The organism is Stenotrophomonas sp. AR029, from assembly GCF_047520695.2.
In the GTDB taxonomy this organism is placed as follows: domain Bacteria; phylum Pseudomonadota; class Gammaproteobacteria; order Xanthomonadales; family Xanthomonadaceae; genus Stenotrophomonas; species Stenotrophomonas sepilia.
In genome coordinates, this window is sequence record NZ_JAXBQQ020000002.1 from 394,191 (window position 1) to 407,758 (window position 13,568).

A 13,568-nucleotide genomic window follows, 5' to 3' on the forward strand; every position below is an offset into this window, starting at 1 on the left:
CCCGCTGGTGGTAGTGCCGGCCGCTGGCCGGCAACCAGGGCAATGCCGGCCAGCGGCCGGCATTGCCATTCGGCATCAAGCCACGTAAACGGTCTTGATGTTCATGAACTCATGGATGCCGTGGTCGGCCAGTTCCCGGCCAAAGCCAGACTGCTTGCTGCCGCCGAACGGCAGCCGCGCATCGCTTTTGACGATGGCATTGACGAAGGCCGCACCGCATTCCATGCGTTGCGCGAAGGCTTCGCCGCGCACCGGATCGCGCGTCCACACACTGCCGCCCAGGCCGAAGCGCGTGTCGTTGGCCACGCGCAGTGCCTCGCTCTCATCAGCGACCCGGATCACCGCAGCCACCGGACCGAACAGTTCCTCGTCGTAGGCCGGCATGCCCGGGCCGACCTGGTCGAGCACCGTGGCCGGATAGCCGGCATGGGTGCCGGCAATCGGCTCGCCGCCTATCAGCACCCGCGCACCCTTGGCCACGCTGGCCTGTACCTGCTTGTGCAGTTCATCGCGCAGATCGGCACGGGCCATCGGCGCCAGCGTGGTGCCCCGCTCATCGGGGTCGCCGTACTGGCGCTCGGCCGCATCTTCAACGAAGCGGCGGGTGAATTCATCGGCTACCGCCTCGACCACGATGAACCGCTTGGCCGCGATGCAGGTCTGCCCGCTGTTGTCGAAGCGCGACTTCACCGCTGCCGCAACCGTCTTGCCGAGGTCGGCATCGTCGAGCACCACGAAGGCATCGCTGCCACCCAGCTCCATCACCGACTTCTTCAATTGGCTGCCGGCGTTGGAGGCGATCGAGCGCCCTGCCCGCTCGCTGCCGGTCAGCGTCACCGCCTTCACCCGTGCGTCGCGCAGCACGTCGGCGGCCTGGTCGTTGTCGATGTGCAGCACGTCGAACACGCCGTCCGGCAGGCCGCCATCACGGCACACCGCCAGGATCAGGTCGGCACACTGCGGCACGTTGCTGGCGTGCTTGAGCAGGGCCACGTTGCCGGCCATGAACGCCGGTGCGAGGAAGCGGAACACCTGCCAGATCGGGAAATTCCACGGCATCACCGCGAACACGCAGCCGATCGGCTCGTAGCGCACGTAGCTGCGCTGGGCTTCGGTGTCGATCAACTGCGGCTTGAGGTAGTCGGCCGCGTGGTCGGCGTAGTACTCGCAGGCGGCAGCGCACTTGTCGACCTCGGCCAGCGCTTCGGCCTTGAGCTTGCCCATCTCGTGGGTCATCGCCTGCTGCAGGTCGTCGCGGCGCGTGCGCAGCTGCGCCGCGATCTGGCGCAGGATCACGCCGCGTTCCTGCAGCGAACGCTCGGCCCAGCCGGGGAACGCATCGGCGGCGGCCTGCAGGCGCTGCTCGATGTCGGCAGCGCCCATCAGTTCATGGCGGTAGGTCACCTGGCCGGTGGCCGGGTCGACGATCTCGACGGTCATGGGGAATCTCCATCTGGAAGACCCCCATTGTGCGCCGCCGGCCGTGAGCCGGGTGTTGCCGGCACAGTGGACGGATCGTGTACTCAGCCGTTGTCCTGCCGCGCCAGCTGCAGGTCGCGCTGGCGCCGCTTCTCGGCGCGGGCATTGATGTACCAGCCGATCACCGCGGCGATCGATACCGCCGACACCAGCAGCGTGGCCAGTGCATTGATCTTCGGGCTGATGCCCATGCGCACCGATGCGAACACCTTCATCGGCAGCGTGGTCGAGCCCGGCGTGGCGACGAAGCTGGCCACCACCACGTCATCCAGCGACAGGGTGAACGCCAGCAGCCAGCCCGCCACCAGCGCCGGCGCGATGATCGGCAGGGTGATGCGGGTGAACACGGTCAGCCGGCTGGCCCCGAGGTCCATCGCGGCTTCTTCCAGCGACAGGTCCATTTCCTGCAGGCGCGAAGACACCACCACGGTGACGAAGCACAGGGTGAAGGTGACGTGCGCGATCCAGATGGTGGCCAGGCCGCGCGCCGGGAAGCCCGGAATCGCGCCCATCGAGGCCAGCAGCGCCATCAGCGAGAAGCCCAGGATCACATCCGGCATCACCAGCGGCGCGGTGACCAGCGCACCGAACAGCGGCTTGCCACGGAAGCGCTTGAAGCGGGTCATCACCATCGCCGCCAGCGTGCCCAGCACGGTGGCGGTACAGGCGGTCCAGAACGCCACCACCAGGCTGGTCCACATCGCATCCATCAGCGCGCGGTCGGCGAACAGGTCACTGTAGGCGCGGGTGGAAAACCCGGCCCAGACCATCGCCAGCCGCGAGCTGTTGAACGAATAGAACATCAACAGCAGGATCGGCAGGTACAGGAAGGCGAAGCCGAGCAGCAGCACGCCCAGCCCCAGGCCCTTGGCGGTACGCGGGCTCATGCCTGCTTCCCTTCCAGCAGGCGCTGCTGGGATCGGTTGAACAGCAGGATCGGCACCAGCAGCAACAGGATCATCGCCACCGCCATCGCCGACGCGCCCGGCCAGTTGCGGTTGTTGAAGAACTCGTTCCACAGCTGGCGGCCGACCATCAGCGTCTCCGAGCCCCCCAGCATTTCCGGAATCACGAATTCACCCACTGCCGGGATCATCACCAGCATGCAGCCGGCGATGATGCCGGCCTTCGACAGCGGCAGGGTGATGCGGAGGAAGGCCTGCCATGGCTTGGCACCCAGGTCGTAGGCCGCTTCCAGCAGGCGGTGGTCATGCTTGACCAGGTTGGCGTAAAGCGGCAGCACCATGAACGGCAGGTAGCAGTAGACGATGCCGATGTAGGCCGCGGTCGGCGTATCGATCAACTGCAGTTTCGGCAGGCCCATCGACGTCATCAGCGCCTGCAGGCCGGTGAACTGCAGGAACTGGTCAAGCAGGCCGTTGCGGTCCAGGATCGCCTTCCACGCATACACGCGGATCAGGAAGGAGGTCCACGACGGCAGCACCACCAGCATCATCGCCACGTTGCGTGCGGCCGGCGACAGGCGGGCGATGGCATAGGCCATCGGGTAGCCGATCAGCAGGGTCAGGAAGGTGGAGATGGCCGCGATCCTGATCGAGCTCAGGAAGGCCTGCGCATAGATCGAATCGCGGAACAGCGCCAGGTAATTCTCCAGGTTCAGCTTCAGCGAGAACCCGCCGTCCACGTACTGCAACAGCCAGGTATACGGCGGCGAGCCGACCCGGCTGAGCGAGAAACTGATCATCAGCACGATCAGGAACGGCACTGCGAAGAACAGCAGCAGCCACAGGTACGGAATGCCGATCACCGTGGCACGCAGCCCCGGCAGCCAGCGCTTCAGGCCGGCGACGCTCATGAGGTGAGCACCACGCCGTCGTTGTCGCGCCAGTGCACCCACACCTCGTCGCCCCAGGTGAAGCCATCACTGGCCCAGCGCTGCGAGTTGGCGAAGTTGGCCAGCACCTTGGCGCCGCTGGGCAGGCGCACGTGATAGACCGAGTGGCTGCCGAAGTAGGCGATGTCCTCGATCACGCCCTGCGCCTTGTTGGTGTGCCCTTCCGGCTCGTCCTTGCCGATCATCACCTTCTCCGGGCGCAGCGCGAACGCGACCGGCTGCCCTTCATAGCAGGTGATGCCATGGGCAATGTAGATCGGCGCCGGGAACAGCGGCGAGCGCACGGTCACGTACTCGGGCAGGTCCTCGTCGATCACCCCGTCAAACAGGTTGACCGAACCGATGAACTCGGCGACGAAGCGGTTGGCGGGCTGCTCATAGACCTCGTCCGGCTTGCCGACCTGCTGGATCCAGCCGGCATCCATCACCGCGATGCGGGTGGCCATGGTCATCGCTTCTTCCTGGTCGTGGGTGACCATCACGCAGGTCACGCCCGACGATTCGATGATGCTGACCAGTTCCAGCTGCATCTGCGAGCGCAGCTTCTTGTCCAGCGCGCCCATCGGTTCGTCCAGCAGCAGCAGCTTCGGCCCCTTGGCCAGCGACCGCGCCAGCGCCACGCGTTGCTGCTGGCCACCGGACAGCTGGTGCGGCTTGCGTTTGCCCAGGTGGCCCATCTGCACCAGGTCGAGCATCTCGCCGACGCGCTTGCTGATCGCGTCCTTGCCCAGGCCATCCTGCTTCAGGCCGAAGGCGATGTTCTGCTCGACCGTCATGTGCGGGAACAGGGCATAGGACTGGAACATCATGTTGACCGGCCGCTGGTACGGTGGCAGCGCGTCCAGGCGCTGGCCATCGACGGTGATGCTGCCCTTGGTGGGCGTCTCGAAGCCACCCAGGCAGCGCAGCAGGGTCGATTTACCACTGCCGGAGCCACCGAGCAGGGCAAAGATCTCGCCCTTGCGCACGTCCAGGTTGACGTCGTCGACGGCGACGAATCCGTCGAATTCCTTGCGCAGATCACGAATGGAGAGATAGCCGGGCGCACCGGTCGTGTCGACGACGGCGGCTACCGGCTGGGCTTCAACGGGCATGGGGGCTCCGGGAGCGGGCGGTGGACAGCGGCGGCCATTCTAACGGCCGGGGGCCGAAGGGGATATGACGGCAGTGGGTGGAAGCGGCCGCTGGCGCGCCCAGGCCTCCCGAGGTGTGTCGGTTTTCCCCCGCCATGGTGGCCTGTGCGCCGGGAGGCCCGGGGTCTCCTCGACGCCCGGACGGCCGTCCCGGCCAGACACCACGGGCGGCGGCCCGATCTGCAACATTTTTCAGAGCGGGATCCATTGAAAGCCCGGGACATTCCCCGCGCAATGCCCCGGATCTAGGCCTTGCATGGACCGACCCTGGTGATTTCCCCGGACAGCCCCTCCCCTTTCCCGCCCCGCCTGCCGGGCTGCCTGCCTGCACGGCTGCCGCTGGTCATCATCGGCGCCGGCCAGGCCGGGTTGTCGCTCAGCGCGCTCCTGCAGGAGGCCGGCGTCGAGCATCGCGTGCTGGAGGCCGAAACCGTGGGTGCCAGTTGGCGGCGACGCTGGGATTCGTTCCAGACCAACACCGCCAACGCGACCATGGCCCTGCATGGCCATGCCTATGCCGGGGATGACCCGGAAGGGTTCATGGGGGCCCCGGAAGTGATCCGACGGCTGCGCGACTATGCCGACGAGCGCTCGTTGCCGATCAGCGAAGGGTGCGTGGTCCATCGGGTCGGGCCCGAGTCCGGTGGCTATGCCATCGACAGCAGCCGGGGACTGATCCATGCCCAGGCGGTGGTGGTTGCCACCGGTGAATACCGCCGGGCGCGGTTGCCCCGGGCCCCGTTCGCGCCCGCAGCAGGCCTCACCATGCTGCACTCCAGCGACTACCGCGGTCCCGGCCAGCTACCCGAGGGCGCGGTGCTGGTCATCGGCGGCGGCCAGTCCGGCGCGCAGATCGCCCAGGACCTGCGCGACGGTGGTCGCAGCGTGTACTGGTCATTGGCCGAGCGTCATTCGCACACCCGTCGGCTGCGCGGCAAGGACTCGATGACCTGGTGGGACATGGCCGGGCGCATCCATCAACACGTAAGCCAATCGGCGGCCGTACTGGCAGGCGAGCCGGACGCGCTGCGCAAGGCCCGCACCGCGGAGTTCCCCCTGATTTCCGGCAAGGGAAGCGCCGGCCTGGGCAGTTCGATCAGCCTGCTGGCGATGCACCGTGCAGGCATCAGGTTGCTGGGCCGGTTGCAGGAATTCAATGGGAACACCGCCCGCTTCGCCGATGTCCGCCCGCAACTTCGCGCCGCGATCGAAGCGACGCGGGCCGAGTATGCCTATCTCGATTCGCTGGCCAGCGCGTACTACGCCACGCGGCCCGAACCGCGCACCGACGATGCCCGCTACATTCCCGAAGAGGTCTACTTGCACTGGGAGCCGGAACCGTCCCCGTGCGAGCTGGATCTGCCGTCCACAGACATCCGCTCGGTGGTGCTGGCCACCGGTTTCGTCGCCGAGTGGCCCTGGCTCGATGTGCAGGGCGCGCTGGATGCCCACGGCTATCCGCTGGGCGAGTTTGGCGTTTCCCCGCAACCGGGCCTGTTCTTCATCGGCATGCACAACCTGCAGCGGATGAGTTCGTCGTTCCTGTGCAACGGCGGCCGCGATGCACGCGACCTGCTGCCGGCCATCCTGAGGCACCTTGGCGAGGGCGGCGGTACCGATTCCGGCACGGTGAAGCAAGGCGGCCGCCGGGCAACGCCCGGCGGCGCCAGACCCGCTTAACGGCCGGTCTTCACCTCGGTCCACAGCCGGGTGTAGAGCTTGTCGGTCTCCGGCGTGTTGATCGAGTAGGTGAACATCTTCTCGGCCACGTCAGCCGGCGGATAGATCGTCGGGTCGGTGCGGATCGCCTCGTCCACCAGCGGTGTCGCGGCCGGGATCGGGTTGGCGTAGTGGATGAAGTTGGTGTTGGCCGCGGCGACCTTCGGTTCCAGCAGATAGTTGATGAACCTGTAAGCCGCTTCCGGGTGCTTGGCGTCCTTCGGGATCGCCAGCATGTCGAACCACTGCGGCGCACCTTCCTTCGGGATCGAATAAGCCACGTGCACGCCATTGCTGGCTTCCTCGGCGCGGTCGCGGGCCTGGATGATGTCACCGGACCAGCCGACCACCAGGCAGGTGCCGCCGTTGGCCAGCGAGCCGACGTACTGCGAGGAGTGGAAATTCTGCACGTACGGGCGGATCGACTTCAGCAGGTCGGCCGCCTTCTGCAGTTCGGCCGGGTCGCCGCTGTGCGGATCCAGGCCCAGGTAATGCAGCGCGATCGGGATCATGTCGGCCGGCGTGTCCAGGATGGTCACGCCGCAGTCCTTCATCTTGCTGATGTTCTCCGGCTTGAACACCAGGTCCCAGCTGTTGGCGATATCGGTGCTGCCGCCGAAGCGCTGCTTCAGCATGTCCACGTTGTAGCCGATGCCGGTGGTGCCGATCATGTACGGCACGCCGTACTGGTTGCCCGGGTCCTGGGTGGCGATGCGCTTCATCACCGCCGGATCGAGGTTGGCCAGGTTCGGGATCTTGCTCTTGTCCAGCGGCAGGAACACGCCGGCCTGGATCTGGCGGCCGAAGAAGTTCAGGGTCGGCACCACCACGTCGTAGCCGCTGTTGCCGGCCAGCAGCTTGGTCTCGACCATCTCATCGCTGTCGAACACATCGTAGGTCACCCTGATGCCGCTCTCCTTCTCGAAGGTCGGAATGGTGTCCTCGGCGATGTAATCGCTGTAGTTGTAGACGTTCAGGACCTGGCTGTCCTGCGCGCCGCCGTTGCCACCGCCACAGGCGGCAAGCATGGCGGAGGCCAGGCCGAGCGTGAGGATACGCAGCTTCATCGGGTGCTCCAGAATGCGGGAAGGGGGGCCGGCGGGGCCGGCGACGGGTGCCAGCCTACCCCCCGGCGGCGGATTTTTCTATTCCAGATGCTCAGACGTTCAGCAGCAGGAACTCGCGCTCCCACGAGCTGATGACGCGGAAAAAGGTCTCGTATTCCTTGCGCTTGACCGAGATGTAGGCGCGGCAGAAACGCTCGCCCAGCAGGGCCTGGAGCTCGCTGCACTGCTCCAGCCCGTCCAGCGCCTCGCCCAGCGAGCGCGGCAGGTTGTAGCCCAGTTCCTTCGCGCTGCCGGTCACCGGCGCGTCCGGCGCCAGCCGCTCGCGGATGCCGAGCAGGCCGCAGGCCAGGGTGGCCGCCATTGCCAGGTACGGATTGGCGTCGGAACCAGCGAACCGGCTCTCCACGCGCATGTTTTCCGGTGTATCCAGCGGCACGCGCAGGCCGCAGGTACGGTTGTCGAAACCCCAGTGCACGTTGCTCGGCGAGACCTCGCCGAACACCAGGCGCCGGTAGGAATTCACGTTCGGCGCGAAGAACGCCATCGCCTGCGGCGCGTACTTCTGCAGACCGCCCAGGTAGTGGCCGAACACCGGGCTGAACTCACCCTCAGCATCGGTCTCGCCAGCGAACACATTGCTGCCATCGCTCACCCGCACCAGGCTCTGGTGGATGTGCATGGCACTACCGGGCTCGTTCTCCATGGGCTTGGCCAGGAACGTGGCGTACACCCCGTGGCGCATCGCCGCCTCGCGCATGGTGCGCTTGAACAGGAACACCTGGTCGGCCAGGTCCATCGCATCGGCATGGGTGAAGTTCACCTCCAGCTGTGCTGCGCCGGATTCGTGGATCAGCGTGTCCACGTCCAGCTTCATCGCATCGGCGTAGTCGTACATCAGGTCGAGGATCGGGTCGAACTCGTTGACCGCGTCGATCGAGTACGACTGCCGCGCGGTCTCCGGGCGCCCCGAGCGACCGGCCGGTGGCAGCAGCGGGAAGTCCGGGTCGGTGTTCTTCTGCACCAGGAAGAACTCCAGCTCCGGCGCCACCACCGGGCGCAGGCCCAGTTCCGCATAAGCCGCCAGTACGCGGCGCAGCACGTTGCGCGGCGCAAGCTCGTGCGGTTCGCCGCTCTTGGTGTAGCAATCGTGGATGACCTGCGCGGTGGCATCGGCTGCCCACGGCACCATGCGCACCGTATCCGGATCGGGCCGCAGCATCATGTCCGAGTCCGACGGCGAGGTCAGGTCGTAGTAATCGTCAGGGAACTCGCCGGTGACGGTGGTGGCGAAGATGCCTTCCGGCAGGCGCGTGCCGTAATCGTGCGAGAACTTGTCGGCAGGAATGATCTTGCCGCGGGCGTTGCCGGTGATGTCCGGCACCAGGCATTCCACCTCGGTGATGCGCCGCTCCTTCAGCCAGCGCAGCAGGCTGCTTTCCTGCGGTGCGGGGGGCGTGGCCGTCTTGCGCGGGCGCGTTCGGGAACTCATCGGGAATCCAGTCGGTTCTGTTGGTGCTGCCGGCAAGCTTGGCCGAACGCACGGAAAATAGCGTGATAGAACGGCGTCTGCGTGACACGCCACTCCGGATGCCACTGTACGCCGAGCACAAATCCATGGTGCAGGCTGCGCGCTGCCTCGACCAGTCCGTCATCGGCCATGGCCTCGACCTGCAGGCCCTGCGCGAGGCGGGCGATGCCCTGTCCGTGCACCGAATTGACCTGCGCGCGGCTACTGCCGTGCCACTGCGCCAGCCAGCCATCGGTGACCAGGGTCACCGCATGGGCCGGCCCATACTGCACTTCCACCGGCGCCTGCGGGTCTTCGCGATGGTCGGCCAGGCCGGGCACCGCATGCACCTGCGGATGCAGGCTGCCACCCAGCGCGACGTTCAATTCCTGGAAACCGCGACAGATCGCCAGCACCGGCAGGTCCAGCGCCAGCGCTTCGTGCAGCAACGCAAAGGCGTTGGCATCCCGGGCCGGATCATGCGGATTGCCTGGCCAACTGCGGCCACCCTCGTAGTGCTGCGGTTCGATATTGCTGACCGCGCCGGTCAACAGCAGGCCATCGAGCCCAAGCAGCCAGTCGCTGGCCGGCAACGGTGGCTGCAGGCTCGGCAACACCACCGGGGTCACCTCGGCCGCCTCGGCCAGCGCGCGCACGTACTTCTCGCCGGCCACCGCGAAACGGTGGTGGCCGAGCACGGTGCTGTCGGTGGGCAGGCCCACCCAGGGCAGGCGGCGCATGGGGTCACTCCTTGGCGTGCCGACACGTTACCCGTCGCCTGGCAACGGCGGCAAGTCGCTGTCGTCACACCGCAGCTGCCGCGCATCGGCGAAACTACCGGGGTGAACGCTGATCGACCTGCCCTGCTCCGCCCTCCCGCACTGCACCCGCGAGGCCTGCAGTGAGCGCCGCGTTTCCGCCCAGCTGGTATGCCTCCAGCCTGCCCGAACCACCCGCACTGCCCTCGTTGCAGGGGCAGGTGCAGGCCGACGTTGCGGTGCTGGGCGCCGGCTATACCGGCCTGACCGCCGCACTGGAACTGGCCGCGCGTGGCCAGCGCGTGGTGGTGCTGGACGCACAGCGGGTCGGCTGGGGCGCGTCCGGCCGCAATGGTGGCCAGGCGCTGGCCGGCTATGGCTGCGAGGTGGACGAACTGGAGCGTCAGCTCGGCCGTGACGATGCGCGCCACCTGTTCGACTGGTCGCGCGAAGCGGTACAGGCGATGCGCAGGCGCATCGATCGCCATGGTATCGACTGCCATTGGGTGGAGGGCCACGCCAGCGTCGCCATCCGCGAACGCCACGAGCGCGACCTGCACGCCAACTGCGAGCACCTTCAGCGCCACTACGACTACCCGATGCAGTGGTGGGACCGTGATGCCCTGCGCGCGCAGCTGGACAGCCCGCGCTACCGCGCCGCGATGTTCGATCCGCACAGCGCGCACTTGCACCCGCTGGCCTATGCGCGTGGCCTGGCCGATGCGGCGCGCGCGGCCGGCGTGGTGATCCACGAGAACTCCGCAGTGACCCGCGTGCAGCGCGGACCGCAGCCCACCCTGCATACCGCGCGGGCCAGCGTGCGCGCTGCGCACCTGGTAGTTGCCGGCAATGCCTGGCTGCAGGGCCTGCTGCCCGAGCTGGAACGCCGGATCATGCCGGTCGGCACCTATATCGGCGCCAGCGCGCCGCTCGGTGCCGAGCGCGCCCGCGCCCTGATCGGCAACAACATGGCCGTGGCCGACACCGCGTGGGCACTGGACTATTTCCGCCTCAGCCACGATCACCGGCTGCTGTTCGGCGGTCGCGCCAGTTACTCGGCGTTGCCCCCACCCGGCCTGCACGGGGTGATGCAGCGGCGCATGCACCAGGTGTTTCCACAACTGGCCGACGTGCCGCTGGAGCAGGTCTGGGGCGGTTACGTGGACATCACCCGCAACCGCGCCCCGCATTGGGGCCGGCTGGACGGCAACCTGTACTTCGCGCAGGGGTTCTCCGGCCATGGGGTGGCCGCCGCCGGGCTGGCCGGCGAAGTCATCGCCGCCGCGATTGCCGGCCAGAGCGAGCGCCTGGACGTGTTCCAGCGGCTGCGGCATGCGCCTTTCCCTGGCGGCCGGCTGCTGCGCACGCCGCTGCTGGTGGCGGCGATGTCGTGGTACAAGCTGCGGGATGCGTTGTGGTGAAGATTCTGCATCTCCACCTGTATTGAACGTTCTGACAAGCGCACCGCAGCGCTGATCGTGCTGCACACGTCACAGATTTTCACGCAACATGTGTGATGGATGGTTGGTCAATTACCTAAATGCGCAGCTGTGCAATTGCATAATCGTTCGCAGACCGATAACGTCCTGAGAAACCGGGCCCCGCGGCGAATGGAAGCTGACAGGGGACACGTAGGAGAGGGGGACGTGCGATTGGACTGGTGGAAAGAAGGATTGTTGCTGAAGGTGCGCATTCGTCCGGCTGGCCTGATGCTTGCCTTGCTTTATGCAGTTGCCTATTGGGCAACCCGACAGCTGTCGCTGGATCAGTTCTATTTGCCAGCCGGCATCCGGGTGGCGGCCGTACTGTTGTGCCCGCCGCGCCTGTGGCCTTATCTGCTGCTGGGCGAATATGCGTACTTTGCACAGTCCCGCGTGCCAATGATCGAGAAGTACGGCCTGACATGGGTCATTGTTGCCTCCGCGTTCCTCATGCCCGCAGTGATGTTGATTGTGAAGCTGCAACGGCGACTGATGGCGGAGTCGCAGACGATCGGCCTCTTGTTGATTGCCGCCGCTTCCAGCGTCGTTATTACTCTGCTGAACCTCAGCTTTTCCCATCTGCTCTGGCCAACACCCCCTTCCACGCCCTTCCTGACCAATGCGGCGCGTTACAGCGTGGGCGACTTCATCGGCATTCTGACGGTGGCCCCCATCGCCATGCTGTGGGCGCGACAGGACGTGGGGCAGGAGTGGAACGCTGGACGAAAGACCCCGATGCTGGCGGCACTTTCGTTGATGCTGCTGATCGGGATAGCAGCAACTCAACTGCCCGCAGACTGGGTTGCGCTGAAGGCAACGCTCCTGCTGCTGTTGGCACTCCCCGCGGCCGCACTTACCTGCCTGTATGGCTGGAAGGGTGCCGCCCTTGCAGTGCCGGTGCTCAACATGGTCATCGGCCTGACCACGCCCAACACACATCCAACCGCATTCGATCCAGCGGCCTTCATCACCCAGCAGATCATGGCGATCAGCGGCATCGTATTGCTGTTGCTCGGATCACGCATCACCCACTTCTACCATCGTTACAGGCTGCGCGAGATGGGGGAAAGGGACGCCATCCATCTTGCGAGGAGCTCGCAATTGGCCAGCGAGATGGAGCTGCGTGAGCGTGCCCTGCACCTTCGCAAGCTCGGCGACGGCATTGATACGTCGCTGGTTGAGCTGGCCGACTGGCTCAAGGCCCAGGGACATCACGCAGTGGCCAGCAGCCTTCTGCATACCTCAAATGTGCATTCGCGGCTCTTTCGCGAACAGACAAGCATGGTCTATCCCTCGGGCCTGGAGCATCTTGGGCTTTACGTGGCTTTGCAGGCTGGCGGCATCCGTGAGTCATGGAAGCTGACGGAGCGCGTTCTCCGCCCGGATCTGAAGGGCGACCCCTGCAACCTGAGCGTGGAACTGCAGTTGGCCGCTTACCGAACACTCATTGATGCGGTCTCCATTCTTCTCAAGCATGAAGGTGGCCAGATTCGCATTCGTGCAAGGTGCGGCGGAATGGGTTCCAGGCGCGGAATCCTCATGGTCGTGTCGCTGCTGGAGTCGCGTCGGCGCCTTTCCCAGCAGACAACCATGGCAGCGTTCGAGCGGCTGTCCGGGCGAACCCTGCCCTATGACGGGACCGTTGACTGCTATGGCAACCGGGTCAGGATTCTGTTCCTCGACCGTGAATCAAAACTTGAGGCAGTGCCCAGCGCTCCATCGCAGTACAACTGCCCCGCACCCTCTGCGCTGCAGTAGTGCATTTCACAGTCAAGCGGCCGGAGCGAACCAAAGCAGCGGAATCGCATAAGCGTCCCGCTCATCCCCTGGCCAAGGGCGTCATGGGCACCCGGCGAACATCCGGGTGCCCATGCAGCCCGACACTCAAGCTCGCCGATATCCCGGCAACAGGCAGTATCAGGGTGCCTCTACCGCCCACAACACATCAGCTCCGCCAGCATATCTGACCAGCGTGAATGCGGAAGACCGATAGACAACCGTTCTGGTGGCTTTTGCGGGAACAGGCAGGCGCTGCTCCGGCAACGACACCCTCGCAGATGGGTCACCTGCCGGCAGCACCCAGAACGTGCCCGCAGCATTGCCGATCACGATGTGCACGTGCCCTGCGAGATCGTTTACCTGGAAATAGTCCATGCCATCGCGCTCGAACCCATAGACCAACCAGCCGGGATCCACGCTCAGGTCTTGTGCCTGCGGAATCGACTGGCCGAGTCCTTGGCCGGCCATCTTGATTCCATGGTCGTCACCCGGGGCAAAAGCAAAAACGGATACCGGCACCAACATCAATGCACCAGCAAATGCATGAATTCGGAAACTTCTCACACTAACCTCCAGGTTGGATGCAATACGGATCAAGAAGGATGCTACCGCCAATCGCATCAGCATATACCGGGCGGACTCCGTAGTGCCCATGGGACATAATCCACTGGATCGATGCAAACCCATGCGTCCGAAATCGCCAATACCTGCATCGAAACCCGCCACGGTGCAGGTCAGTGGCATCTGAGACAAGGACCTGGACAAGCGCGTGTAACTGCAGGACATCGTC

At 65.7% G+C, this 13,568-nt stretch carries 11 protein-coding genes; 3 read left to right on the top strand and 8 right to left on the bottom strand.

The features are described from left to right. Window positions 1–75: 75 nt before the first annotated feature. The 4 genes from ACM0PB_RS08420 to ACM0PB_RS08435 all read right to left on the bottom strand — a co-directional run bounded on the left by ACM0PB_RS08420 (window position 76) and on the right by ACM0PB_RS08435 (window position 4,428). The gene (locus ACM0PB_RS08420) at window positions 76–1,440 is read right to left on the bottom strand and encodes an NAD-dependent succinate-semialdehyde dehydrogenase (protein ID WP_414604683.1); all 1,365 of its coding nucleotides are present in this window, start codon (window positions 1,438–1,440) and stop codon (window positions 76–78) included. An 83-nt stretch (window positions 1,441–1,523) separates the two neighbouring features. Then, entirely contained in the window at window positions 1,524–2,366 is an 843-nt protein-coding gene (locus tag ACM0PB_RS08425; RefSeq protein ID WP_005415928.1) for an ABC transporter permease subunit, read from the bottom strand. Then, window positions 2,363–3,295 (bottom strand): ABC transporter permease subunit, encoded by a 933-nt coding sequence (locus ACM0PB_RS08430; protein ID WP_005415927.1) that lies wholly within the window; start codon window positions 3,293–3,295, stop codon window positions 2,363–2,365. Before ACM0PB_RS08430 ends, ACM0PB_RS08425 begins: the two co-directional genes overlap by 4 nt. Then, a complete protein-coding gene (locus tag ACM0PB_RS08435; protein WP_005415926.1) occupies window positions 3,292–4,428 on the bottom strand; it encodes an ABC transporter ATP-binding protein in 1,137 nt (378 codons plus the stop codon). Before ACM0PB_RS08435 ends, ACM0PB_RS08430 begins: the two co-directional genes overlap by 4 nt. 291 nt (window positions 4,429–4,719) lie before the next feature. Here ACM0PB_RS08435 and ACM0PB_RS08440 point away from each other — a divergent pair, with 291 nt between their 5' ends. Next, complete coding sequence (locus tag ACM0PB_RS08440) at window positions 4,720–6,147, top strand: flavin-containing monooxygenase (RefSeq protein ID WP_065177398.1); 1,428 nt, start codon at window positions 4,720–4,722, stop codon at window positions 6,145–6,147. Here ACM0PB_RS08440 and ACM0PB_RS08445 read toward each other — a convergent pair. The 3 genes from ACM0PB_RS08445 to ACM0PB_RS08455 all read right to left on the bottom strand — a co-directional run bounded on the left by ACM0PB_RS08445 (window position 6,144) and on the right by ACM0PB_RS08455 (window position 9,500). Next, on the bottom strand, window positions 6,144–7,253 hold the full coding sequence (locus ACM0PB_RS08445; protein WP_065186097.1) for a polyamine ABC transporter substrate-binding protein: 1,110 nt from the start codon (window positions 7,251–7,253) through the stop codon (window positions 6,144–6,146). The genes ACM0PB_RS08440 and ACM0PB_RS08445 overlap by 4 nt on opposite strands. Window positions 7,254–7,344: 91 nt before the next feature. Continuing rightward, entirely contained in the window at window positions 7,345–8,742 is a 1,398-nt protein-coding gene (locus tag ACM0PB_RS08450; protein ID WP_005415923.1) for a glutamine synthetase family protein, read from the bottom strand. Further along, window positions 8,739–9,500 carry a gamma-glutamyl-gamma-aminobutyrate hydrolase family protein gene (locus ACM0PB_RS08455; RefSeq protein WP_235649772.1) on the bottom strand — a complete coding sequence of 254 codons (762 nt, stop codon included), beginning with the start codon at window positions 9,498–9,500 and terminating at the stop codon, window positions 8,739–8,741. The genes ACM0PB_RS08450 and ACM0PB_RS08455 overlap by 4 nt, the downstream gene beginning before the upstream one ends. A 200-nt stretch (window positions 9,501–9,700) precedes the next feature. Between ACM0PB_RS08455 and ACM0PB_RS08460 the strand changes: the two genes are divergently transcribed. Both ACM0PB_RS08460 and ACM0PB_RS08465 read left to right on the top strand, forming a co-directional pair. Further along, window positions 9,701–10,939, top strand: a complete 1,239-nt coding sequence (locus ACM0PB_RS08460; protein WP_216654973.1) for an NAD(P)/FAD-dependent oxidoreductase — start codon at window positions 9,701–9,703, stop codon at window positions 10,937–10,939. Window positions 10,940–11,164: 225 nt separating this feature from the next. Next, window positions 11,165–12,757 (top strand): MASE1 domain-containing protein, encoded by a 1,593-nt coding sequence (locus ACM0PB_RS08465; protein WP_065186143.1) that lies wholly within the window; start codon window positions 11,165–11,167, stop codon window positions 12,755–12,757. 159 nt (window positions 12,758–12,916) lie between these two features. Here the strand turns inward: ACM0PB_RS08465 and ACM0PB_RS08470 are convergent, their stop codons facing one another. Continuing rightward, window positions 12,917–13,405, bottom strand: coding sequence for a hypothetical protein (locus ACM0PB_RS08470; RefSeq protein WP_032954065.1), 489 nt, complete (start codon window positions 13,403–13,405; stop codon window positions 12,917–12,919). Window positions 13,406–13,568: the final 163 nt, after the last annotated feature.

Coding starts and splice junctions, on each gene's coding strand:
- ACM0PB_RS08420 (WP_414604683.1), bottom strand. CDS start 1,440: ATGACCGTCGAGATCGTCGACCCGGCCACCGGCCAGGTGACCTACCGC.
- ACM0PB_RS08425 (WP_005415928.1), bottom strand. CDS start 2,366: ATGAGCCCGCGTACCGCCAAGGGCCTGGGGCTGGGCGTGCTGCTGCTC.
- ACM0PB_RS08430 (WP_005415927.1), bottom strand. CDS start 3,295: ATGAGCGTCGCCGGCCTGAAGCGCTGGCTGCCGGGGCTGCGTGCCACG.
- ACM0PB_RS08435 (WP_005415926.1), bottom strand. CDS start 4,428: ATGCCCGTTGAAGCCCAGCCGGTAGCCGCCGTCGTCGACACGACCGGT.
- ACM0PB_RS08445 (WP_065186097.1), bottom strand. CDS start 7,253: ATGAAGCTGCGTATCCTCACGCTCGGCCTGGCCTCCGCCATGCTTGCC.
- ACM0PB_RS08450 (WP_005415923.1), bottom strand. CDS start 8,742: ATGAGTTCCCGAACGCGCCCGCGCAAGACGGCCACGCCCCCCGCACCG.
- ACM0PB_RS08455 (WP_235649772.1), bottom strand. CDS start 9,500: ATGCGCCGCCTGCCCTGGGTGGGCCTGCCCACCGACAGCACCGTGCTC.
- ACM0PB_RS08470 (WP_032954065.1), bottom strand. CDS start 13,405: ATGCTGATGCGATTGGCGGTAGCATCCTTCTTGATCCGTATTGCATCC.